Annotated in this window: 22 protein-coding genes; 6 read left to right on the top strand and 16 right to left on the bottom strand. The window is 35.2% G+C overall.

Annotation, left to right across the window (positions count from 1 at the left end):
* Positions 1 to 69 precede the first annotated feature (69 nt).
* Positions 70 to 219, top strand: a complete 150-nt coding sequence (locus NEF87_RS11080; RefSeq protein ID WP_457919854.1) for a hypothetical protein — start codon at positions 70 to 72, stop codon at positions 217 to 219.
* A gap of 29 nt (positions 220 to 248) precedes the next feature.
* On the opposite strand, the gene NEF87_RS11075 is transcribed toward NEF87_RS11080, so the two are convergent.
* The 4 genes from NEF87_RS11075 to NEF87_RS11060 form a co-directional block, all read right to left on the bottom strand.
* Positions 249 to 1,514 carry a condensation domain-containing protein gene (locus tag NEF87_RS11075; protein ID WP_457919853.1) on the bottom strand — a complete coding sequence of 422 codons (1,266 nt, stop codon included), beginning with the start codon at positions 1,512 to 1,514 and terminating at the stop codon, positions 249 to 251.
* Positions 1,515 to 1,755: 241 nt separating this feature from the next.
* Complete coding sequence (locus NEF87_RS11070) at positions 1,756 to 2,682, bottom strand: LamG domain-containing protein (protein WP_457919852.1); 927 nt, start codon at positions 2,680 to 2,682, stop codon at positions 1,756 to 1,758.
* A gap of 159 nt (positions 2,683 to 2,841) precedes the next feature.
* Complete coding sequence (locus tag NEF87_RS11065; protein WP_457919851.1) at positions 2,842 to 3,087, bottom strand: hypothetical protein; 246 nt, start codon at positions 3,085 to 3,087, stop codon at positions 2,842 to 2,844.
* A 179-nt stretch (positions 3,088 to 3,266) separates the two neighbouring features.
* Positions 3,267 to 5,099, bottom strand: coding sequence for an aldehyde ferredoxin oxidoreductase family protein (locus NEF87_RS11060; protein WP_457919850.1), 1,833 nt, complete (start codon positions 5,097 to 5,099; stop codon positions 3,267 to 3,269).
* Positions 5,100 to 5,455: 356 nt separating this feature from the next.
* Between NEF87_RS11060 and NEF87_RS11055 the strand changes: the two genes are divergently transcribed.
* Positions 5,456 to 6,088, top strand: coding sequence for a YkgJ family cysteine cluster protein (locus NEF87_RS11055; RefSeq protein WP_457919849.1), 633 nt, complete (start codon positions 5,456 to 5,458; stop codon positions 6,086 to 6,088).
* Between the two features lie 34 nt (positions 6,089 to 6,122).
* Here the strand turns inward: NEF87_RS11055 and NEF87_RS11050 are convergent, their stop codons facing one another.
* Positions 6,123 to 7,115, bottom strand: coding sequence for a Gfo/Idh/MocA family protein (locus tag NEF87_RS11050; protein ID WP_457919848.1), 993 nt, complete (start codon positions 7,113 to 7,115; stop codon positions 6,123 to 6,125).
* Positions 7,116 to 7,375: 260 nt separating this feature from the next.
* On the opposite strand from NEF87_RS11050, the gene NEF87_RS11045 reads away from it, so the two are divergent.
* Positions 7,376 to 8,050 (top strand): hypothetical protein, encoded by a 675-nt coding sequence (locus NEF87_RS11045; protein WP_371806607.1) that lies wholly within the window; start codon positions 7,376 to 7,378, stop codon positions 8,048 to 8,050.
* Between the two features lie 41 nt (positions 8,051 to 8,091).
* On the opposite strand, the gene NEF87_RS11040 is transcribed toward NEF87_RS11045, so the two are convergent.
* Positions 8,092 to 8,412 (bottom strand): hypothetical protein, encoded by a 321-nt coding sequence (locus NEF87_RS11040; RefSeq protein WP_457919847.1) that lies wholly within the window; start codon positions 8,410 to 8,412, stop codon positions 8,092 to 8,094.
* Positions 8,413 to 8,732: 320 nt separating this feature from the next.
* On the opposite strand from NEF87_RS11040, the gene gatE reads away from it, so the two are divergent.
* Together gatE and gatD are read left to right on the top strand one after the other, a co-directional pair.
* Entirely contained in the window at positions 8,733 to 10,724 is a 1,992-nt protein-coding gene (gatE, locus tag NEF87_RS11035; RefSeq protein ID WP_457919846.1) for a Glu-tRNA(Gln) amidotransferase subunit GatE, read from the top strand.
* Complete coding sequence (gene gatD / locus NEF87_RS11030) at positions 10,724 to 12,157, top strand: Glu-tRNA(Gln) amidotransferase subunit GatD (protein WP_457919845.1); 1,434 nt, start codon at positions 10,724 to 10,726, stop codon at positions 12,155 to 12,157. The genes gatE and gatD overlap by 1 nt, the downstream gene beginning before the upstream one ends.
* 30 nt (positions 12,158 to 12,187) lie before the next feature.
* Here gatD and NEF87_RS11025 read toward each other — a convergent pair whose 3' ends face one another.
* From NEF87_RS11025 to NEF87_RS10985, 9 genes are all read right to left on the bottom strand, one after another.
* Positions 12,188 to 13,222 (bottom strand): ABC transporter permease, encoded by a 1,035-nt coding sequence (locus tag NEF87_RS11025; protein ID WP_371806603.1) that lies wholly within the window; start codon positions 13,220 to 13,222, stop codon positions 12,188 to 12,190.
* Between the two features lie 3 nt (positions 13,223 to 13,225).
* The gene (locus NEF87_RS11020) at positions 13,226 to 15,001 is read right to left on the bottom strand and encodes an ABC transporter substrate-binding protein (RefSeq protein ID WP_457919844.1); all 1,776 of its coding nucleotides are present in this window, start codon (positions 14,999 to 15,001) and stop codon (positions 13,226 to 13,228) included.
* A gap of 2 nt (positions 15,002 to 15,003) precedes the next feature.
* Positions 15,004 to 15,273: a hypothetical protein gene (locus NEF87_RS11015; protein ID WP_457919843.1), complete on the bottom strand. Its 270-nt coding sequence runs from the start codon at positions 15,271 to 15,273 to the stop codon at positions 15,004 to 15,006.
* Between the two features lie 97 nt (positions 15,274 to 15,370).
* A complete protein-coding gene (locus NEF87_RS11010) occupies positions 15,371 to 16,543 on the bottom strand; it encodes a DapH/DapD/GlmU-related protein (RefSeq protein WP_457919842.1) in 1,173 nt (390 codons plus the stop codon).
* Between the two features lie 4 nt (positions 16,544 to 16,547).
* Positions 16,548 to 17,462 carry a hypothetical protein gene (locus tag NEF87_RS11005; protein ID WP_457919841.1) on the bottom strand — a complete coding sequence of 305 codons (915 nt, stop codon included), beginning with the start codon at positions 17,460 to 17,462 and terminating at the stop codon, positions 16,548 to 16,550.
* 68 nt (positions 17,463 to 17,530) lie between these two features.
* Positions 17,531 to 18,733 (bottom strand): DapH/DapD/GlmU-related protein, encoded by a 1,203-nt coding sequence (locus NEF87_RS11000; RefSeq protein ID WP_457919840.1) that lies wholly within the window; start codon positions 18,731 to 18,733, stop codon positions 17,531 to 17,533.
* 9 nt (positions 18,734 to 18,742) lie between these two features.
* Positions 18,743 to 19,657 (bottom strand): hypothetical protein, encoded by a 915-nt coding sequence (locus tag NEF87_RS10995; RefSeq protein WP_457919839.1) that lies wholly within the window; start codon positions 19,655 to 19,657, stop codon positions 18,743 to 18,745.
* A 50-nt stretch (positions 19,658 to 19,707) separates the two neighbouring features.
* A complete protein-coding gene (locus NEF87_RS10990) occupies positions 19,708 to 20,166 on the bottom strand; it encodes a hypothetical protein (protein ID WP_371806596.1) in 459 nt (152 codons plus the stop codon).
* A 142-nt stretch (positions 20,167 to 20,308) separates the two neighbouring features.
* A complete protein-coding gene (locus NEF87_RS10985; protein WP_371806595.1) occupies positions 20,309 to 20,929 on the bottom strand; it encodes a hypothetical protein in 621 nt (206 codons plus the stop codon).
* Positions 20,930 to 21,069: 140 nt separating this feature from the next.
* Here NEF87_RS10985 and NEF87_RS10980 point away from each other — a divergent pair, with 140 nt between their 5' ends.
* The gene (locus NEF87_RS10980) at positions 21,070 to 21,474 is read left to right on the top strand and encodes a hypothetical protein (RefSeq protein WP_457919838.1); all 405 of its coding nucleotides are present in this window, start codon (positions 21,070 to 21,072) and stop codon (positions 21,472 to 21,474) included.
* Positions 21,475 to 21,598: 124 nt separating this feature from the next.
* On the opposite strand, the gene NEF87_RS10975 is transcribed toward NEF87_RS10980, so the two are convergent.
* Positions 21,599 to 22,597 (bottom strand): metallophosphoesterase family protein, encoded by a 999-nt coding sequence (locus NEF87_RS10975; RefSeq protein ID WP_457919837.1) that lies wholly within the window; start codon positions 22,595 to 22,597, stop codon positions 21,599 to 21,601.
* Positions 22,598 to 22,821: the final 224 nt, after the last annotated feature.

Here is a 22,821-nt window from a genome sequence, read left to right as displayed (position 1 = left end):
CGTCTACTAATTATGGGTGTATCCTATCGTGATATCCAAGTCAATTTAAAAATCAAATATGGCTCTGGTATGTCCAATACTACATTGCAAAATTTACATGTAGAAGTGAAACAGGAAACTGAACGGGAAGATCGTATTCAACAATTAGAAAATGAACTCAGATTGTACAAACAGATGTACTTTGAATTATTGGAATCGGTAAAAAAATATATTTCCTAGTTCCTTTTTTTCATCCCCTTATTGAAGTATTACTCGTTGGGTATTTCGATTGCTGATTGGAGAATTTCGGTCAAATTTTTAATTTTTCCGTTTATCGTTTCTTTGGAATATACCATGAAAGGAAACGAGATTGTTAGGAACAGTTGATCTTTTACGCTATTTATGGTTACTCCTAATTCTTGGTAATTTGGAAAAGCAAACCTCATGGATGTTACCTCATAGTCTCCATATATAACCGGAATTTTTAATGATCCAAGGTTCGATACCCAAAATGTCGTGAGAGGATCATTTTTCAAGACCGATTTAATTGCTTTGGCATAGGCTGATTTTTCAAGTAAAAACCAATTAAAAAGTTGAGCGATTTTAAGATTTTGCTTGAGTCGAGAATTAAATTTCTGGGCCATTTTCCAAAATCGCTTCACTTGCCTTACTTTCAATCCCAAATTGATCGACGAGATATAAAATCCAATCGATTCTCCAACGTCCTGTTTTAGATAATTCCGTATGTCTACAGGAATATTGATTCGTGGGGGGTCACGGTCAAATGCTAACAATAATGCCGTGCATAATCCAGAATATTGTGTAATTCCCTCCAATTTGCAACGATCTCGGAATTTTCCGTATATTTCAGAATTCATAGTCCATGGAATGAGTCCAAGTTTCTGGGATTCTCTCGATGGAATTTTGGTATCTTCTATCGGTTGAGGGATTGTTGAAGTAACCTCCGATTGGATGTCGGTTATTTCATGCGATCTTTGCTCAATTTTCTGAATTTGGTTAATTATTTCTGGGGGAAGCATATCGTCCACTGCAGGAAAATCTCCTAATGGAATCACTTCTTTATCGGGATTAGATAGAATTTCCAATAAATCTCGAAGAAGAAACATAAAGGACATCCCATCTGCTAAACAGTGATCTGCAAAGACTAACAGCTCAAATTCCTCACTAATTTTGAAATCATGGGAAGATGTGAGTGCCACCACCTTCCATAATAATTCTTGCTCAATTTTGAATGGACGAGTTAATTCTTTTTCCGCCGTTTGTACCCATGTTTCCACCGAAGTGTTTGTGATTAATTTATAAGGTATTTCAAGATGATTATTTGTAATAAACATTGGCTGACCTGCTTCGTCTAAGTTGATGGTGACTTTCATCATTGGGTGGCGATCTTGGAGCTTTCGTAAGACTGTTTTTAATCTCTCTGCGTTAATTTTTCCTCTAATTTGCGCGTAAAGCATGATAGTGCTTTTGTAATTGTAAAACATTTTTTCCATAGCGCCAAGATTTCGCTTCATTTCCATTTTCCTCTTGTTTTTCAATATTTCGTTATAATTGAAGGATCAAAACTGTGGGGTTAAAAACATATATGTTATTTCTATTTTTAAATTTTTTGACCCATGAATCAGCAAAGATATTTTCTATAAATGAGTTTCATATCTGGAAATTTCATCCAGTTGATGATTATTTTGATGATGAAACTTAAAAATAATTAAAAAAGTAGAAAAATGAAGAATTCTTAATTAAATATGAGTTCTTTCATTTTCTTTGGTTCTCTGTCTTTTTCTTTTTACCAATATTTAGCTGACGTTTCTGCTCTATTTTTGAAAGTCGCTTTTGTTCCTTCCTTTTTTTTGCATATAGTTTTTCTATTTCGATTTGATTCAAAATGGTGTTATAAATCCGAATATCGGCAAGAGAGCCATTAAAATATCTTTTTAGATCAATAACACCTCCTATTCGGAGAGTAGAAATTGAGTTATATTGAATTTTACCTCCTAAATTACCCGAATTTACTAAATTTGCATTTATGTAGTTTTTTATTTCTCCCAAATTGAAAGTTATTGTTAGTAACTGCCACTCTTGAGCTGTTAGATTTACGTATACAGAAAGTCCTCCTTCTTTCCAACCATTTGACATAAATGGAAAGTTAAAAATATTCTGGTTGTCGTGATACTGTTGAAGTGCCCAGTTACTTTGATTTTTATGATGGCTATAATCTAGCAAACAAGCACATGAAACTTGATTTTCTCCAGGTTTCACCCATAAACTAATACTAAAACATTGATCTTGAAATCTAAATCTTTCAATATCTATAAAATCATCCACTCCATCGAATTTTAAACTGAAACCCATATTATCTCTTTCCCATTGCGCACCGTTGATTATACCTGTATAATTATTACTTGATTTATCACTTACTATATCCCCATATCCCTCATCAAATGGTAAATGCAGTAATGGAAATCTTTGGGGTATCTTTGGATGTCTTTTCTTAAATTCAAATATCACTTTGATCACGATACATGCAAATGCAATGGTGCCAATAATGATATAACAGAAAGTATTCTGATATTCTGAAATCCAATTTATACAAATTCCAGCGACTCCGACACCTAAAATAGCATTAACAAAACGAATTATGCCAGGTTTCTTTTTCATTATTTCATCTAATTGGATACTCATATTTTTCACATTAAAAATAACGTTGGTTACACTTTTACTTAAACTTTAAAAAATTTTTTAAGGAATATAAATATTAAATCTCAAATCATAAGAAGAGCTTAATTCTTATCTATTTTTATATCAAATAATAATAAATCATCGTGCTCGTTAATTTTCCCTCTAATTTGCGCGTAAAGCATGATAGTGCTTCTGTAATTGTAAAAACATATGTGTAATTTCTATTTTTAAATTTTTTGAACTGGATTTCATCACCGAAATTTTCTCCTGGACGGAAAAAGCCTTCTTAGATTCTTTTTTCAATCCCCTCGCATTAGGAAAACAGTTACCTTCAGGATAATTACATTCACCGCTTTCATTGACAGAAATATTTTTGGAAAACTTCCGATTAGTGCGCATAAATCCCAAGTAACCTCCACCTTTTCATAGTAAGAAGAGCACAACCATCCCAATAATAATATCTGGATATGAATCATAAACATTCAATAGGATTGTCTAAATTTGATCAATTGGCTACCAATTCTGAAGTGATTATCAAGAAGCAGACAAAGAAAAAAGAAAAATGAAAAATTTAAAAAAATCGATGTTTAAATTCCGAGTTCTTTCATCTTTTCTTCGGAGACTTTCCCATCAGGGGTCCATCCGCGTAATTTATAGTATTCGGGCAACATTTTATCCAATTCACAAATTTCTCCCTTGGACACTCCTTCAGGCATGGGTGTTTTCAGTAACCGGTCTGGAAGGGTATCTTTCTCAACTCCCATGCGATCCATCAAAACTCTTTGCATACAATAGATTTTATCTCCAATAGCGAACATGTCATCTCCAGTGTAACTTTTGCCCATGATTGGGTTGAGAAGATTTGCATAATCCGGTCCTCCAAGCGCAAACGAGGTGAATAAGCATGAACCGCTGGAGTTTATCATTGCAGTCAAATTTTGGAATGCCATGACCCAGAAAGGTTTACTTTCGTAATCTAATCGGTCAATCTGCTCCGGAAGTCCTGCAATCTCTGGGGCTATTGTGTAGCCCGTTACATGACATCCTCCCCTGTTGGAGGTCGCATAGTTCAATCCGATGCCTTTGATTCCTCTTGGATCGTAGGCGGGCATATCCAACCCCTTGACTTCCATCGAAAGTTCTGGATGGCCATAATGTTTAGCAAGTCGTCGTGACCCTTTAGCAAGTAGCTTACCGAATTCTGTTTTGCCTTGACCCGCAGCTTTAATAGCATCTACTAATCCTTGGCCACTTCCAAATTTAAGATCAATTCCTGCATAATCACCAGCGGGGATAAATCCTTTTTCGGCCAATTCCATAGCACATGCAACGGTGGACCCCATAGAGATGGTATCTAACCCATATTGGTCACAAAGATGATTGGCCATGATTATTGGTTTCAAATCATAAATTCCGCAATCATTACCAAAAGCCCAGATAGATTCATATTCTGGACCTTCCGTTTCTGCGATGGCAAAAGGACCATCATCTACTTTGGTAGCCCTTCCACAAGCAATGGAACAACCCCAACATGGATTTTTCTTCCGAAGGTGATCCTTCGCCAAGGTTTCTCCACTAATTTTATCCGATTCTTCACTGGAACCAAATTGCCAATTCTTTTGAGGTAAAGAGCCGACTCCATTAATCACATTCACTAATAAAGCGGTTCCATACGCGGGTAAACCTTGACCTGTCAATCCGTTTTCTTTCAATTTGCCCAAAGCCTCTTTGGATGCTACTTTGAAGGCATCCTTATCCGCAAGTTCAATTGTCTGCATACCACCAGCGACCACTGCCAAAAGATTTTTGGACGCCATTACTGCTCCAACACCTGTACGACCGGCAGCACGATGATAGTCATTCATAATAGAGGCCATTTCAGATCCATTTTCTGCGGCATTGGAAACACACGCAACACTGACTTTATAGCCAAGATCTTTATATTTTTCCATCAAAGCATCGGTTTTCCCAAACACATCCTTTCCTACAAGATCTGTCCCATCTACAATTTCAACTTTTCCGTCGAGAACTGCTAAATAAACGGGTCCTTCGGCTTTACCTTCAAAGACCACCCCATCATATCCTCCCTTCTTCAAGTGATATCCCCAAGCTCCACCTGAATTTGCTGATCCAATGGACCCTGTCAGAGGAGATTTTGTACACATGACGTGATACCGGGATGGAGATGGAAACCCTACTACTCCCGTTCCTGCTCCAGATGCAATCACCAATAAATTATCTGGCGAGAAGGCATCCATAGTTTTAATATCTTTTCCCTTCGTTAATTCGTAAATAATTTTCGTTCCGACACCAGAACCACCGAGATATTCTTTCATGTACTCATTATATTCTGGTTTTTCTTCAACCGTCTTAGAAGACAAATTGACGTGAAGAAATTTGTTCATCATTCCATTAGCCATTATTTTCACCTTATCACAAATTCATCCCATAGAAATGGGTATGAATCATTATTATCTACTTTGCAATTTCGTGTAATAAGGGTTGGTTATGTTTCATTGGCAATATCGAGAAAGTCGCCGTTTAAAGAAAGGAAAATGTCAGTAAAGGATCGTGCTACATACAATTAATGCATATATATTCACAAATTTACCATTAGAGACTACCGTTTTTTTGAATTAATGTCATTTTTGTGCATAATTTCACTAATTGGGGATTTTTTATTCACAATAAGTTTTGATTTTTCATTAAATGTTGAAAAAAAAAATATCACTTTCCAGTTCACTTACTTTATTATATACTCACGACTCTCACATTTATGGATTGTACGGGGTGTGATCGAAGATGTTGTAAGGCGTATTACATCCCCCTATATCAGGAGGAATATGAAAAACTGCTCAAGATTAAGCCCGATCTTGAAACTAAGAAGATAGGGTATTTTCATTACATTAGTCCTCCGTGCCCGTTCCTAGTACATGAAAAGTGTGCTGTGTATAATATCCGTCCGATAGAATGTCGTGGATTTCCTATTAATTTTGGGTCTAGAGATCGTCTATTTGTCTCCCTTTGGTTAGATGCGATTTGTCCCAATCGTCAGTATGTTAATACCGAAGATTTGATTAAAAATTTGTATATTATGGGGCAAAATATTCGTCTAAGACTTGAAATGCAATCAATTAAAGGTGGTATTAAGCGACACGAAGAAATTATGGAATTTGAAGAAAAATTTTTGTATAAGGAACATGATCGGCTTCAAGCAGCCTTTGTATCAAATTTTCCTGAAACAGTTTCATCCGTTCCGATTAACTCCGATTATTTTACTCAATTCTTGCATTTACCGTTATTTACTGAATCAGAATTGGAGAAAAAAATAAAAAATTATACTAAAAGTCAACTTCGACTCTATACGGAAATGCTCACAAAACTAAAAAAGCGATTTGATTGTGTTTAGTGCATTCGCGACCCATTTTTATCACAATCCAAAGTTATTGGATTTCTTCAGGATATTTAAGGTTCCATTGGTGCCGTAAAGTATCCATAATCCCCATCATTTCCATTGAATCTGCATGTGACATGATTTCACTTTCGAGTTTTCCTTCTCGAAGACAACGATTAACTTCTTCTATTTCATACTGATATCCTGGGAAATCATATTGGACTTCTACTTTTCGAACTTTGTGTTTGTTATGACGCTTCCACTCAAAACCGGAAGGATGGAAAAAATCGGGGACTTTAATCATTCCGGTGGTCCCAAAAATGGTGGCTTCATGAGGTGTTTCTACCCGACAAGATGAAAATAACATCGCTTGCTTTTTATCCGCAAATTCCACGAAATAAGAGGATTCTTCATCAACTCCGGTCTCTCCAAGATATGCTGTACTTTCAATACGCACCGGTGAATGACCAAATATTGCTTGGGCGAATGTAAGGGGATAGATTCCTAAATCTAAAAGGGCACCTCCGGCGAGTTCTCGATTGTAGAGACGATTTTTTGGATCGTAAGGGATGTTTACTCCAAAATCTGCTTTTATTAAACGAACATCCCCAATATTTCCTTCAGCAATAAATTTTTGGAGGTGTCTAAAACAAGGGTTGAATTTCATCCACATTCCCTCCATTACAAAGATTTGCTTCTCGTTAGCAATCCGAAAAATTTTTTCAGCTTGCATTTGGTTAAGGGTGAAGGCTTTTTCACATAGAATCGCTTTATTGTGCTTTAGACACAAGATCATATTCGCATAATGGAAATTATGGGTGGTAGCAATATAGATCACATCAAGGTCAGGATACATTACAAGTTCTTCATAAGTGCAAAAGAACGATGGAACTTGATATTGCTCTGCAAAATTTGCCGCATTTCCTGGTGTTCTAGAAGCAACTGCCACTATTTCGGCATTTTCGACTTTTTGCATCGAAAGGGCGAATGAATGAGCAATTTTTCCGCACCCTAGTATTCCCCAACGTATTTTGATCGTCATAAATGATCTACATAATTGAAAAAGATAAATTTATCCTAAGGGATTGGAAATTTGGTGGATTCTGTGGATCAAGATTTAAACTATGATATTAGAATTTAGATTCAATTATCGGCAAAAAAGAGTGATTTTTAAGCGATTATTTAAGAAAATAAATATTTAGGAAAGGTCAATAAAAAATGAACTTGGTAGAAATCAAAACATTCCTAAAAAAAGATTTAAGTACGTATTGTTTTTCAATTCTTTAGAAGGAAGATTTTTCAATGGATAATCACGAAGAAGAACAGAACATTAATGTCTTTTATTGGGGTAGTTTCTTCATAGTGTGTTTTTTAGGAATTATGATATTTGCAGTTATCACTACAAATGCACGTCTATTTTTAGGGGCCATTGTCGCCATGATTTTGACCATTTTATGCATGTCATTGGTGTTAAATTATGCTGATATAGAGTTTAAATTTACTATTATGCTCTTGGGAAGATCTCGACTTAAATTTTGGCAACATCGTCTTGTAGAAAAACGATATGCTCTTCTTTCAAATAGGATCTTAGAAACTAAAAAGTTTCATCTGATCAAACGAATCGATCAATTTGCTTTAATTCCTATTATTAAGTATTTGGAGAAAAATCCAGAAATACTTGCACAGATGACGGAACACGCCCAAGATTTGATTCATAATTGTGTGCGGAAAAATTTTCATTATACAACTCTTGATGCCTTTTATAAATATTATGAGTATTCTACAAAGGAATTGATTGATAAACTAGTTCAAGAGAAATATTTGGCTGCGCCATTACGGGATCGGATCATTAATGAGGCGGATTATGAAGATCAACAAATTATTGAGCGAATGTTACCTACAGGGGATGAATTATTGGAACAAATTTATTCTCGCCATAGTATTACGCTACAAAATGGCTTTGATATTTTGATTTAGGCAATTTTAGAATGAATAATGAAAAAAATTTTACTCCTCAATTACTCATGATGGCTAAATTGTTCTGTCTTATATTCGCGAAATGATTCTCCTACCCAACTCATGTGTGCTTTTCTTTTTCGATATCGAACGAATAAGACAAGTACGGTTAGTGAGATGCAAATTGCTGGAATGATAAAATAGACTGCATTTCCACCTTTTATAAAAATATACGCCCAAAGGGCTATTGAGATTAGTGCACCATATTGGAAAACTTTCTGTTCGATTTCAGCGTCTGAGAGAATTTTATCGTTTTTTTCAGATTCTTCTTTGACATCTACTTCAGGAGTTTCTGTTGGTTTTGAAATTGTTTTTGTGCTCATAAATAGTCACCTTTCACTAAAATAAAATTATGAAATCTAGTATATTAATGTTTGGTTCTCTCTTATGATCATATATTCGGGATTTCATGAACTTAAATTCAAAAGGATGGCTTTTTCCCCAAAATTTCATAGTTTATGCAAAATGAAAAATCCATGGGTCATAAAAAAGTGAACAAAACGAATACCAAAGTGAGTTAATTTTAGAAAATTCATTCTCATAGTTTTTCTCATATTTTCATAGAAATGAAACTTGCAAGACTTTAATGACATCCTTTCAAAAAACACAAAATAAATAATAAAATCGAGTTTTATTTGTAGTCATGAACGTTTTAAATTACGAAGAGCTAGGGTTACGAATTGGGATTGAAATTCATCAACAACTCGCCTCAGCTAAAAAACTCTTTTGTAATTGTCCAAATCAACTTCAAGGGACACGAGTGCCTGATTTTGAACTCCTTCGCAAGCAGCGACCTGTTTTGGGTGAAGAAGGAAAGTTTGATAAAGGTATGCTTGTGGAATTTTTAAAAAAAGGATCTGTAGTTTATGAGGGTTATTATGATTCAACTTGTACTTATGAGTTGGATGAAACTCCACCCTTTGCCTGCAATCCAGAATGTATTGATATTGTTCTCGAAATTGCCCATCTTTTCAAAATGCAGATAGTTCGCGAGATGCATGTCTGTCGAAAAAATTATGTTGATGGAAGTGTTCCAGGAGGATTTCAGCGGACGATGGAATTGGGTCAAAATGGAAAACTTTTATTGCAAAATGGGAAGGAAATTGGGATTGAAAACATTTTTCTGGAAGAGGATGCCGCTAGGCGATCAAAAACGGAAGGAAAAACATCGTATTTTCGGATTGATCGATTAGGAATCCCTTTAACTGAAATCACCACGACGCCTGATATTCATGATCCCTTTGAAGCGAAAGATGCCGCTTATCGGATCGGTTTATTACTTCGCTCCACCAATAAAGTAAAGCGTGTTTTAGGTTCAACTCGCCAAGATATTAATATTTCCATTAAAAATGGAGAAAGAATTGAAATTAAGGGTGTCCAAAAATTAGATTGGATTCCCGAATTAGTCGATTTTGAATGTCATCGCCAGTTGAAACTTATTGAAATTAAAAATATTTTAGCAAAAAGCTCTGTTTCTGTAAATGATATCGAACGTAACCCGGTAGATGTTACTTCAATCTTTACTGAAACTCCGTGCAAGTTTGTGAATGCTGGAATTAAGAAAGGATTGAAGTTTACTGGGATGAAGCTCAAAGGATTTAATTCTATTTTTGGTATAGAAGTATTTCCAAATATTCGGTTTGGCACGGAAGTGGCTGGAAAAGTTAAAGTTTTGACTGGATTGAAGGGTTTGATCCATTCTGATGAAGATCTAATAGGAAAATATAAATTTTCAGAAGAAGAAATAACTCAAGTTAAAAAAAAATTACAGGTTGAAGATTCCGATTTATTTATATTATTACTCGCAAAAGGACAAGCCTTGGACACTGCTTTGGATGTTATTATAGGAAGGACAAAGGCTGCTTTTATCGGTGTGCCAGAAGAAACCCGTCAAGCTCAAGATGATGGCACTCATTTGTTTTTACGGGAATTAGGTGGTGAGAAACGACTCTATCCTGATACTGATTCTCCCGCAATTTCTTTGTCAGAAGAACGAATTAACCGTATTAAAGAATCACTTGGCCCCTATCCTTGGGACATCATTCCAGTTTATGCTAAAAAATATGAATTAGATCCCACCATTGTAGAAGATCTGATTATGCACGGAAAGCTTGGTGTTTTTGAGAAGTTGATTCCAATTATGCCCGAAAATCCAACCCTCGTTGTGAGAACTATAACTGATATGGTAAAAGTTCTTCATCGGGATCAAAAAAATATCGAGAACTTGACCGATCATCATTTCATTGAATTGATAAGTGGAGTGAAAAATGGGGAAGTGGCTAAAGAAGCTATGGAACCTATTTTGGAAATTTGGACACAGTATCCAGCACTTGATTTAGCTAAGGCTAAAGATCGAGCGGGTATTTCAACTTTTGATCTTACAAAATTGGATTCAATTATTAAAGAAATAATTCAAAAAAATTTGGAATTGATCACATCTCGTGGTCGAGGTGCAATGGGACCATTAATGGGTGATTTGATGAAAGCAGTCGGTCGGGGTGCAGTAGATGGGAAAATTCTTTCATCCAAACTCAATCAAGCTTTGACACCATATTTTTCATCAAAACCTACAAAAAATGCACGAAAATCAGAAACTAAATCTTCCAAGTCTCAGAAAAAGGGAGGTAAAAACTAATGACAGATATAATTGATGAATTTGAAGGATATAAACCCAAATCGATAAAAATTCTCTCAAAATTTGGGGCAAAAACATGGAGTAAAATTCGTATTGAAACACAAGTTGGAATTTCCGAAGGTACCATTCTACCGCGAAATAAATACGCTCCGGATGGGTTCGTTGAAATCAAATTAAAAAATGGTTACAATATTGGTATTTTCCTCGATGAAACCACCAAAATTGAAGTATTAAGCCAAGAACCAAAAATGGAAGTAAAATTTGATCCCATTACTCCCCCTCGCAATAAAAAACTACCTAATTTAGTATTGATGGGAACTGGAGGAACAATATCATCCCGGTTGGATTATGTTACAGGGGGAGTTATACCTGCTTTTAAACCAGCGGAACTATATGCGGCAGTTCCAGAGCTTTCGAATGTCTGTAATTTAGAAACGGAAGTCGTGTATCAAATTTTCTCGGAAAATATGAAACCCAAATATTGGTTACAACTGGCTCAAAGCATTGCTAAGAAGATTAATACTGGTGTCGAAGGAGTTTTAGTCGCTCATGGAACAGATACATTAAGCTATACTTCATCAGCTCTTGCCTTTTTATTAAAGGATCTACAAGTGCCTGTGGTTTGCGTTGGTTCTCAACGATCCAGCGATCGTCCTTCTTCCGATGCTGCAATGAATTTGATCAATGCAGCTTCAATTGCGGGGACAAGTGATATTGCAGAAGTTGTTGTAGCCATGTTGGGTTCATCAGCTCATGATTATGGATTCATCCATCGAGGAACTCGAGTGAGAAAAATGCATTCTTCGGCTCGTCATGCTTTCCGTTCTATAGATACACCGCCTTTAGGAATGATCCGTGAAAATCAAATTTCCATGTTTACATCCGATTATCAGAAACGATCTAATAATCAAATTGAGACTACTGCCGCAAAAAATATTGAAGAAAAGGTTGGCATGGTTTATGCCTATCCGGGAATGCCTATTGATCTTTTAGATTATTATTTGGATAAAAACTATAAAGGAATAGTGATAGCGGGGACTGGGTTGGGTCATGTACCCTCCGATTTATTTAAATCTTTGGCTCGCGCTCAAGATGCGAAAGTTCCTGTGATCATGACCGTGCAAACCCTTTGGGGATTTACTGGGATGGATGTTTATGAAAATGGACGCGAAATCCAGTCCTATGGAGTAATTCCTGGACAAAATATGCTTCCTGAAGTGGCTATGACTAAACTAGCATGGATTTTAGGCAATTATTCTAATGAAACCGAGATTACTGATTTAATTTCTTCCAATATCGCAGGAGAAATTACTCTGGGTGAACCTATTAATGGATATCAGATTTATCAAGGTGTAGAGTCCCAAATACCCTCGCAAATTAAAAATAATTCTAATCTAAAACAGCAAAAATCTTCTAAGAAGAAGAAAAAGTAAATTCTGTGTTATTTTTTTTTAATTCTTATTCTATGAAAAGCGGATCCGAGGATCAATAATCGCATAAAAGATATCTGATATTAAGCTCATTAGAAGAAATATCATTGTGAATACAAACACAGCTGCATTTATTACAAAATAATCACGAGTTTGAATTGCAATCGTACTAATATAACCAATTCCGGGGATATTAAATGCATATTCAATAATTACTGCACCAGTTAGCATACTTGCCACACTGAGTGAAATTATAGTTGAAATCGGAATTAAAGCATTTCGAAAAGCATGCTTATATAAAATGGATTTTTCTGTGCATCCTTTGGCCCGTGCGGTTCTGAGATAATTTTCGTGTAATACATCTAACATGCTCCCTCTCGTATATCGTGCAAATCCCGCAATAAGACCAATCGACATTGAAACGATTGGCAGAAAATAATGTAATAGGGTATCAAAAAAAATGAGAAAGTCTCCAGAAAACAGAGAATCAAAAAGCCGGAAGCCAGTTATCCACTTTGGATCTGCTCCATCATTTGCACGATATCCTGAAACTGGGATGAAATTGGTGAAAGATGCTCCTATTTGAAGGATATTTGCCAGAAAAAATGATGGTAGCGCAGTCCCAACAATAGCAAACATTCTTAGACTATTATCTTTTCTTGAATTCCGATTTACTGCTGAGGAAATTCCCATTTTTATTCCAATAAATGTTGAAATCGTTATGGAAATTAAAGTTAATTCAATTGTTCGAGTAAATGCGGGATAAAGTATGTTCCATACGGGAAATCCCATATTGGTAGAAATTGAAATTCCCCAATCTCCTGTAAATAATTTTTTAAGATATATTAAAAACTGTTCTATCGGGTTTTTGTCTAAGCCCAATTCGGAAACTTTCTCTTCATAGAGTGCTAGCACTTCTGGAGTGACTCGTAATGTTTCAATATCCGTGCTAAACATATATGGATTTCCGGGCATTTGCCGAGAAAGGATAAAAGAGAGGAAAAGAACTCCAAAAAGGATCGGAATAAGGGAAAAAAAACGATTCAAGATATACTTAAGCAACGACATTTTCTACTTTCTCTTTCGAATTACAATGAAGTAAATTGTTCCCAAACTAATAGTGAAAAACAAGAGCAAATTAAAACTGCTTATCGTCTTTGCAGGTGCTTGCCAAGAACATGGATAAAAATAAACATATCCCAAAGAATTAATGGGATAGTTACTCAACCAAGTAGAATGTGCTATGCGTACAACTCCGTAGTAGAGATGAATCCATGGAAATAGATCATTGGAAATATAATCTTGAATTTCATAGTATATATCCCTCCGGAGTGTTGAATTCGATTCAAGTAATCCAGCATCCATCAATTGTTCTAAATAGGGATCATTCACCTGGGCTCCATTTGATAATGATGTATTTTTCAGTAAAGGATTAATAAAATTGCTTGGATCATTATAATCTGCACCCCAACCAGCGATAAATAGTTCTAATTCATGAAAATTTCCAGTAATTTTGAGAAAATATTGCTCAAAAGTAACTCCTGTGATTTGAAGGTCAATTCCTACACTTTTTAAGTTATCCTTTAAAAGAAATCCGATATCCTCTCGGTTTTTAGATCCAAGATTGTAAGTGTAATTTAGATCACATATGGGTGTATTTTCTGCGAAATTTCTCCAATCTTCATCGCTACTCGTAGGAGTAATCACACCAAAATCTATAATTGTCTCTCCTGGTAATAGATCGGATTGATTGGTGAAGTGATCCATGAGGAGTTTTCGCGCATGGGTTATATTCATTGTTGGTGCCAAGACATTTGGGTTGTGGTAGGTAATACTGGGTGGGACAATAGATGTCATTTGCATAAAACTTCCTTGTCCAATTTGGTTTATTATGTAAGAATAGTTTACTGCGTAGGTTATAGCTTTCCTGAGAGGTAATGAGATTAGATCATTATTCATCGCAATAAAAGAAATCGAAGCGGAAGCGATGGGTTCGGATAATTCTATTTCTTCGCTTGATTCAAATTTATCATAAAAATCCGAAGTTAATATTTCTGACATATGAACATCCCCCCCGATCAAACTTTGTTGCAAACTGGTTGGATCGGAATATTTAATCCAGAACATTTCGCGAATTTCTGGAACTTCTCTCCAATAGTTTTCATTTGCTTTGAATTGAGTGCGTTCATTGGTATGAGATTGTTGGATGAATGGACCTGTACCAATAAGTACGTCTGAATTAACTTGAAGACTTTCATTTATAGGGGTTGATAAAGAACTGAGTATTTTAGACCCAGAAAAACATAAAAGCGAAAGGAAAGGGATATAGGGATAATTAAGCTTAAAGGTCACTTCATATTCGGAATCAATTCGTGTTTCATTGAGCAAAAGTGGTCTCGTTGGATATATTTCTGCCAGTGGTTTATATAATTCAGCGAATGGGGTTCTACCTTGAATTAAAATTGAAGTTAACCTATCAAAAGACCACTTAACTGCTTGTGCATTGAAAGGGCTTCCATCATGAAATACTATCTCTCGTTTCAATTCAACTGTATATTCTGTGGAATTCTCATTCCATATCCCTGCATTTGCAGCAAGGATTGGAACTATATTCAAATTTTCACTTTCTAAATCATATGCGAAAAGACCCTCACAGATTTGATCAATGAAGTTTATCGAACTCCCGTCCCACGCAAAATGGGGATCTATATTACTTGCCAAGCTAAGGGTCCCGTAGATAAATGGTCGCCGATCTTCAGGAGAAAGATCTTCTTGGGCTGTCACAAATCCAAAATTGAAGGTCAGAACCAGAAAAATGATTCCCCCAATCAGTTTTCGTTTATCCATTTTTATTCTTCCTTATATAATTTCATTGATGCTCCACACTTGCGACACGTGTAGTCATTATCAGAAAGAGAACGTTTTTTTAAAGTCCTTTTATAGCCACACTTTGTCGAACATTTAAGGAAATATTTTTTTCTCGTATTCGCCACTTTGGGAGAAGGAGTATTTGGAGCTATGGACTCTTTTTTTCTCTTCTTCACCGGAGTTGTGTTTTTTTTCTTTTTTGGGTCGGTTTTTTTCCGAGTGCTCTTCACTCCAAAATTATCAAGGCTCATTTCTCTATATAATTATTGCATTGGCATTTTAAAAATTTTTTAAAAATTTTTTAACAGGAAAGAACAAATTTTCACTAGGAATGAGGTGTTTATTACCTTATTTTTGATGATGTTGCAGTTTTCGCTCTTTTTTGAGTCTTTTTTTTTCTAATCGTTTCGATTCCTTCTCAAATTCTTTCTTTTCGATGCTATCTAATTTACTACGGTTTTTCTGAATTTTTGCTTCCAACGAAAGTTTAGCTTTTTCTAAAGCACGTAATGAGTCAAAGCTTTGTTTTTCTGCTCTAATTTGCTTCTTGTCTGCGCGTAATTCAAGTTTACGTGCCTTATATGCGGCTTTTGATCTTTGATAATCTGATCTTGCCTGCAATCTTGAGGCTTTTCGCTCCTTATAATCACTCTTTTGAATTTGAATAAACGCCTTCGCACTTTTACGACCTTTTAATTCCGCAGTATCCGATAACTCTTCGGTGACTTCTCGATATTTTTTCATTTTCGCTCTTTCTTCAGGAGATAATGTATCACGTTCTCTAAATGCCATTTCTTTAAATTTTATGGCTGGATTACCCCAATAAACCCAGCTGCTCTCTAGGTGTTGCCCTAAAGTCGTACTACTTAATGCTCCCAAAATAACTTGATCTTCTATTTGAGTTCCTGGAGATACAACGGAGTGAGCTCCAATGAGACAATCCTTTCCGATTTTGACCGGTTTTATGATTAGAAATTCCACGGTGATCATTGAAGTCATGATTACTGCACCTTGACCAATCGTTGTCCCTGTACCTATTTCTAAGAATTCTGCATCGATCCAAGCATCAAACAACGGTGTCTTCATGGAAACATGATTCCCAAACAACTTAAATGCGATGGAATCTCCCCATGGTATGGGGGAATTGTGGGAGATCCAAAGCGGTAGTTTCTTAATCACCGATCTTAAACTCCAAAATCGGAAATCTTTATTCTTTGCTTCACGTGGAAACACGCCTTCTTTTGGAGGATGGATCCAATTTACGACCTTTAAAATTACCCAAGACCAAAAAATCACCGAGAAAAATAAAACAAGATATCCAATTATTAAAAATAAGGGAAAACTCCAGAGAAGATATACCATTTCAATTTTAAAGTTATCAAGAAATATCAAAGTTAGTAGAAATGGAGGCATAATAGACAACCACATTATAATGAAATAGATTACTAAATATCCTTTGGAAACTAAAGTATTTGTTGTGCTCGGTCCAGATTTTAAACTGGCTGGGATGCTACTTGACATGATGTTATTCTTCCGTTTTCTTCTTTTTAACTTTTCTTTTTAATAATTTTGTGTCTCGAACGCGAAATTCTAATTCTGGGGGAATTTGACACATTTTAATATATCGCTTGGTACTGATTCTCGCAACTGGGAGCCCATAATATTTTGAAAATCCACGAACTTTTTGAAATTTAGCAACTCCGCTCATTGGTAAGAATTCAGCATAGTCTCCTATCAAAGCTCCTGGAGAAATTGGATTAAATGGTCCAAGAACTGCATTTTGACCAATTCTAACTTTTTTCAAAGTGATTGCGCCATATTTTCCCTCAACCAAATGCGAACTAACTATTGATCCTTGGCCAATATATGCATTTTCTCCCGTTTCGAGAAATTCTTGCGTGTAAAATTGATCTTCCAAAGTGGTTCCCTTACCAATTTCACTCACATTCACAAAGTTAAACGCTGCAGGAACTAACCATGGAAAAGGAGATTTACTGATTTCCCATTTTAATATCCTAAGGATCATCCCCCTTAGATGATAAATATTAATGTCTCTTGCTTCTTCCTTCCCAATTCCCTTTGATGCAATTAATTCTTTCATGGGAGATCGGAGGTTGCATAACCAAATTGCAATTTTACTGAACAAAATTACGAAAAACAACCTAAATAGGTAAAGTCCAATAAGAACAACTGGGGAAAGAAAAAAAACTAAAATGTATTTTTCAGAAGAAAAAATTTGGATGACACTAGCATAAATGTGTAGGTCTGGTTGAATTAATAAATTGTAGTACTGATAAAGAATCGCAACTGGAATAAGCCAAGAATATCCCCATATAAGCACAATAACAATAAAATATTTATCCAATTCTAATCTGGCTCGAGGAATAAATCCTTGTGAAGAATTTGAATTTGTTTGTTTTTCTTCACCCGCTTCTTCCATGAAAATCGAGTAATTTAAAGTTAAGCGAATTAAAAAAGCATTTGGTTGTAAATAAAAAAAAAGAAAACTTATTCTTCCGCCTTAGTTTCGGTTGATTTCTTTTTTAATCGGAAAGTTATATGACGTTTATCTTTGATTTCTCTCTCTCTCTCCGTATTTTCTATTTTTTGCAATTTATGGCGATCTTTTTCGATCTTTTCATTAATTGCCCGCTGAGCTTTTTGCATAGCTAAAATGGATTCATATTTCTGCTTTTCTGCTTTATAAATATGCTTATCTGCTTTAAATTGTAGTCTTTCAATCTTATATTCACTTTTACGAGCTTTGGATTTCGCTTTAGCTTGTTTAACATATGCTTTTTCTTCGTGATGCATCGCTCGTTTTTCCTTGAATTCACTTTTATGCAATTGCAAACTTGCTTTAGTACCGACAATATGTCTTTTTGGCTCAATTTCAGGAATTTTCGCTTTAATTTCATCATATTTCTTCTGAAGGGCTCGTTCATGGGCCGATAGCTCATCTTTAATTTTGAATGCAGCTTTTCGGATTTTTCTTGCCGGATTCCCCATATACACAAAATCACTTTCTATTTCCTGGTCAATCTCAGTGGCACTTAAAGCTCCAATAATGGCATTATCTCCTATTTTTGTTCCAGGTGATATTACCGAATGCGCTCCAATCACCGCATTTTTGCCAATTTTTACTCTTTTGATTATTAAAAAGTCGGTAGTGATCATTGATGTCATAATAACCACCCCTTGACCGATAGTTGTGCCCCGTCCGATATCCATGAATTCTGCATCAACCCAAGCATCAAACACTGGAGACTTATAGGTCACATGATTTCCAAATACTTTCATAGCAAAAACATCAGTCCATGGGAAGGGACCGACATTATGGCACACCCATAATGGAAATTTTTTTATTACTGCTCGTAAACTCCAGAATTTATAATCGCGGTTTTTATTATCTCGTGGAAAAATTCCTTCCTTGGGAGTATGAATCAAATTAACTGTTTTGAGAATTACCGCAGACCAAAGAATTACTGAAACAAAAAAAATAAAATAGATTAGGAATATAAAGATTGGTAAAATCAGGGCAATAAAAAGAAGGGTATCATCAAATAATGTAATTAGTTTGGTGGTTAGAAAGAAGCATGGAATTAAAGCTAACCATATGATCAGTCCATATATTGCAGTAAAACTTTGTGACGCCAATGTATTTGTTGTTGCGGGACCAGCCCGTAATGTTGTTGGTACTGTACTCGACATTTTTTTCTGTTACCTTTGTTCTGTTTCATTCTGTTGAATTTGTTTAATATTAGCGGGATTTGATTTATCCGTTGTCGTTAAATGTAATAATTGTTCATATTCTTCAAGACTCATTTTTTTTACGGGAATCCCATGATATTTTGCCCCAGACTTGAACTTCTTAAACTTGGGAACCATGGAATTATTCACAATTTCAGAATTTGGTTCCATAAATGCCCCTGGTGAAACACCGACGTTAGCCCCAATGACACAATTATCTCCAACATGAACCTTCTTTAAAGTAATTGCTCCATATGCTCCTTCTACTAAATGGGAACTAACAATTGCTAATTTGTCTATATAGACATTTTCTCCAGTTTCAAAGAATTCTTGACAATAATATTGATCCTCAAGCACAGTTCCCTTTCCATATTTGTTGTTTCCTGCAAAAGAAAAAGCCCATTTTATTAACCAGGGAAAAGGACATCGTGCAAAAATCCATTTCATAATCCGATAAATAGCTCCACGTAAATGATATATGTCCACATCTCGTTGTTCATCTCCTCCTAAACCCTTTGCTCCCACCATTTCTTTTTCTGGAGAGAGATAATTACAGTATCCAATGAATATTTTTGTCAATAGAGCCACTAAAAATAGTTCAAATAAGTAAAGTAACAATATTCCTGCTGGAGTAGCGAGAGATATAAGAAGAAATTTTACATTTCCATTAAATGCATTTTGAACTACCAATAATGGATTTGCATAGATCTGGATATCTGGGATCAATACTCGTTTAATGTAAATAATACCTAACATCAGTACGCTTGCAATAGGTATTGCCCAAATTGCCACAATAAAGAAAAAATATCCAATAATTTGAAGAAGACTCACTTGAGGAATAAATTCCGGCTTCGGATGTGGTGGGGTTAAGTGAGAATCTTCCATTTTAGGCAATCAACTTAATAGGGGCCATTTTAAGTGAAAAAAGAAGATGATTAATCATCATCATCGTCATCAGTTCGACGCTTACTAAACAGAGTTTTCAATTCATCCATTATACTTCCACGAAGTGATACAGGATTTGCTGGTGCTTGAGCAGGGGGGGCTCTGCCTGGAGGTGGAGGGGCTCTTCCAGGGGGAGGTGGTGGAGATCCAGGAGTTCTTCCTGGAGGTGGTGGTGGTGCAGATCCATTTGCTGGGGCAGCAATTCCCCCGGAAGATTGTAATGTTGTTAATTTTGAATCCAATTGATTTAATCGTGCCTCAATGCTTGAAACTTTGGTTGACAGGTTTGTTATACTTGAGTTTAAGATTTGAATTGAAGCATCTGTCATCTCTGGAATTTTTAATGTTATCGACATGATTTTCTCAATCACATCAGCTAAACCTTCCACGCGTTCTTTTAAAGGCTGCTCAGAGTATGTGTTCATTGTATTGAAGAATTCTTCTGCCATTCGTTTAATCGCCTAAAGTCCTTAATTTTACGTTTTTTCATTGAAACATGAAAAAACCCTATATTTATTAATATGTTTTTATTGGTAAAAAACCCATGACAAAAATTTTCTAATCAATGGGAGAAAGATAAAAAAGGGGAAACTAAAATTCTAAGAAACCTAAATCACCCAAGACATCTTCGATGTTGGATTTCCGTTTCGGTTTTTCTGAAATCTTCGCTTCTCCTTCATCGAAGGGATTGTCTTCAATTTCGTCATAAACTTCGTCTTCAAGCTCAGCGTCGACAATCACCCCAGATTTCAACTGTTCAGTTAATTTCTTTTCATTTTCTTTATATTGACGGGCGGTTTCTTGCCATTGTTCAGCGTTAGAAAGATCTTCCGGATCTTTATTTAACTCATACTCTTCAAGGGCTTTATCCGCATTGATTTGTGCAGTGTCGCTGAGAAAGGAATAAACTAGACTTAATTCAGAATATTGTTGTTTTTCCAGTAATTTTTCTTCTCTTCTGGTTAATCGTTCATATTCTTGATCTTTATAATAAATATCAATAAAATCACCGAAAGCATCAACGGGTTCGGTTAATTCATGTTTTCCTACTGCTTGTTGTTCTCCACAATGCCCACAAACTATTAACACTCGATCTTCTGCATGTTTCAAGTTTGCTTTCATAGTCTTATGTCCACATTTCGGACATGTAAAGATTTTAGGCAATGATCTTACCGGGCGATAGGTTATTTTCTTTCGTTTTCGTCTACCCATTTCTTGTTCATGATAAGAAAGTTAACCATCTCCAAAAAATTTTATGATTTTGGAAACAATCAAAGTTCATAAAAACGCTAAATTAATCTCCAGTAAGATATGATCAGATATTTAATGGAATTTTACATTAATCCCTTCAGATGAAAATGCATTCGGATCAGAAAGAAAAAAAAACCTACTCCTTCCAGCAATTACTTCGCTTATTGATTCTTGGCTTAATTTTGATTATATTTAGTTTGATCTTTATATTTATTTGGATTTTTTTCTTTTTTGATGAAAGAGGTCAATTCAATTATACTCCTTCCTTCCTCTGGATCATTCCTGGTATTATTATTGATATCAGCGGAATTATTTCGGTGATTCTGATTATGAAACGCTTTTTGAATCCTTCTCCTGAAGAACGAGCATTACTCCCAGCAAACTCTACTACTACCTCAAAGGAAAATCTAAAAAAAATGATTCAATATCTAAAAATTGGGATGTATAGCGTAATGGGAATCATCGGACTCTTTGTGATCGTTCTCTTCGTTCTCCGATTCAACTAGTTCAAATAATTTTATCCTCAAAGTTTACATTTTTTTTTCTTAATTAATTTCCCATCACTATTTCGAGCTTTCGAGATTCCCTAGTTGATCTAATTTGCCAATATTCGCACCCGAACGTATATATCTACTGGGAATTTAAAATTTTAACTTGATTGAAATTTAAATCCCTTAACGTGATTTGACTACTTGGGGATTCATGAATTACAAAAGCTTTCTCTATTTTATAGTCATAAGGTTCTGTAGAAAAAATGTGAAGCAACATAGAATCAAATAGTGATTCAAATCCACCTCGGAGAGATTCATGGGACTTAATTATCCGTTGTTGACGGTTTTCTTTAAGAAAACGAATAATTTCACTTCTATTATAATAGAAATATCCATGATAAGAACGGGCGGTCGGAAACTTATATACTTCTGTTGGATCATTCCAACGTAATTGAACGAAAGCTTCCCATACTTTATCTTTATCCGTTTTTGAAAGGTTACTAAAATTCTGGGAGAAATTATAATGAGGTTTTGGAAAGTAGTTAAGTAAATGTAAGTTTGTGATATTCTTCGGAATTCCTGCATGCATGCAAATAGAATGATTGGGGGTGATAGCAATTAAAGACATATTATTATAAATTTCATTAATGCTGGCGATAACTTTGCTAAATTCATGAGTGATGGGGAAAAATGCTTCTAATTCCTGATAAAAACCAAATAATTGATTGATATCTATATCCTCATGATTTCCTCTTAATATTATTACTCGATCTGGCCATGCAATAGACAAAGCAATAATTAGTAATAGACATTGGAAATTATACCTTCCTCGATCAACGTAATCTCCCAAAAAAACTAAAGACTCGACTTGTTCTTGAAGAAATGGTTCAATTATCTTTAAAAGTGACATTATGTCTCCATGAATATCACCAATGATTAGAACATCAGAAAAATGTTTACTAATTTGTTCCAAATATACTATATTTGGAATGTGTGCCTGTATTTTCTCAAATAAGTGCTGTATTTCTTCAAGCTGTGCGCTCCATAAAGGGGCAATTTGTGGTAAATTTTGGTATCCTTCCCGATTTAAAATTATTTCTTTAATTAATTTGGGAACTTTTCTTTCGAAAGAGCGCATCTATATACTTAGCATGGGGGAAACCAAAAAAAATTTGGCAATTGAAAAAGAAATTAAATTTATATAAATTCATACTCAAGTATTCTTGATTTCAATTTTGATTACTCCTTACATTAATATTTCTCTTATCTCAACTCTTGAGGAATCTCTATCTAAAGAGCAAATTTTGGAGATCGTTAGATCTCGTTTCGTCCGAACTCATCGCGTTGAGACGGAGTGGCATA

Source organism: Candidatus Lokiarchaeum ossiferum (genome assembly GCA_025839675.1).
GTDB lineage: Archaea > Asgardarchaeota > Lokiarchaeia > Sigyniarchaeales > Promethearchaeaceae > Lokiarchaeum > Lokiarchaeum ossiferum.
Note: the sequence above shows the minus strand (reverse complement) of the source record. Positions and strands in the feature narration are given on the sequence as shown.

Bases quoted from the DNA above. Each gene is read 5' to 3' on its own strand.
- NEF87_RS11080 (WP_457919854.1), top strand. From the start codon at position 70: ATGTCCAATACTACATTGCAAAATTTACATGTAGAAGTGAAACAGGAA.
- NEF87_RS11075 (WP_457919853.1), bottom strand. From the start codon at position 1,514: ATGAAGCGAAATCTTGGCGCTATGGAAAAAATGTTTTACAATTACAAA.
- NEF87_RS11070 (WP_457919852.1), bottom strand. From the start codon at position 2,682: ATGAGTATCCAATTAGATGAAATAATGAAAAAGAAACCTGGCATAATT.
- NEF87_RS11060 (WP_457919850.1), bottom strand. From the start codon at position 5,099: ATGGCTAATGGAATGATGAACAAATTTCTTCACGTCAATTTGTCTTCT.
- NEF87_RS11055 (WP_457919849.1), top strand. From the start codon at position 5,456: ATGGATTGTACGGGGTGTGATCGAAGATGTTGTAAGGCGTATTACATC.
- NEF87_RS11050 (WP_457919848.1), bottom strand. From the start codon at position 7,115: ATGACGATCAAAATACGTTGGGGAATACTAGGGTGCGGAAAAATTGCT.
- NEF87_RS11045 (WP_371806607.1), top strand. From the start codon at position 7,376: ATGGATAATCACGAAGAAGAACAGAACATTAATGTCTTTTATTGGGGT.
- NEF87_RS11040 (WP_457919847.1), bottom strand. From the start codon at position 8,412: ATGAGCACAAAAACAATTTCAAAACCAACAGAAACTCCTGAAGTAGAT.
- gatE (WP_457919846.1), top strand. From the start codon at position 8,733: ATGAACGTTTTAAATTACGAAGAGCTAGGGTTACGAATTGGGATTGAA.
- gatD (WP_457919845.1), top strand. From the start codon at position 10,724: ATGACAGATATAATTGATGAATTTGAAGGATATAAACCCAAATCGATA.
- NEF87_RS11025 (WP_371806603.1), bottom strand. From the start codon at position 13,222: ATGTCGTTGCTTAAGTATATCTTGAATCGTTTTTTTTCCCTTATTCCG.
- NEF87_RS11020 (WP_457919844.1), bottom strand. From the start codon at position 15,001: ATGGATAAACGAAAACTGATTGGGGGAATCATTTTTCTGGTTCTGACC.
- NEF87_RS11015 (WP_457919843.1), bottom strand. From the start codon at position 15,273: ATGAGCCTTGATAATTTTGGAGTGAAGAGCACTCGGAAAAAAACCGAC.
- NEF87_RS11010 (WP_457919842.1), bottom strand. From the start codon at position 16,543: ATGTCAAGTAGCATCCCAGCCAGTTTAAAATCTGGACCGAGCACAACA.
- NEF87_RS11005 (WP_457919841.1), bottom strand. From the start codon at position 17,462: ATGGAAGAAGCGGGTGAAGAAAAACAAACAAATTCAAATTCTTCACAA.
- NEF87_RS11000 (WP_457919840.1), bottom strand. From the start codon at position 18,733: ATGTCGAGTACAGTACCAACAACATTACGGGCTGGTCCCGCAACAACA.
- NEF87_RS10995 (WP_457919839.1), bottom strand. From the start codon at position 19,657: ATGGAAGATTCTCACTTAACCCCACCACATCCGAAGCCGGAATTTATT.
- NEF87_RS10990 (WP_371806596.1), bottom strand. From the start codon at position 20,166: ATGGCAGAAGAATTCTTCAATACAATGAACACATACTCTGAGCAGCCT.
- NEF87_RS10985 (WP_371806595.1), bottom strand. From the start codon at position 20,929: ATGGGTAGACGAAAACGAAAGAAAATAACCTATCGCCCGGTAAGATCA.
- NEF87_RS10980 (WP_457919838.1), top strand. From the start codon at position 21,070: ATGAAAATGCATTCGGATCAGAAAGAAAAAAAAACCTACTCCTTCCAG.
- NEF87_RS10975 (WP_457919837.1), bottom strand. From the start codon at position 22,597: ATGCGCTCTTTCGAAAGAAAAGTTCCCAAATTAATTAAAGAAATAATT.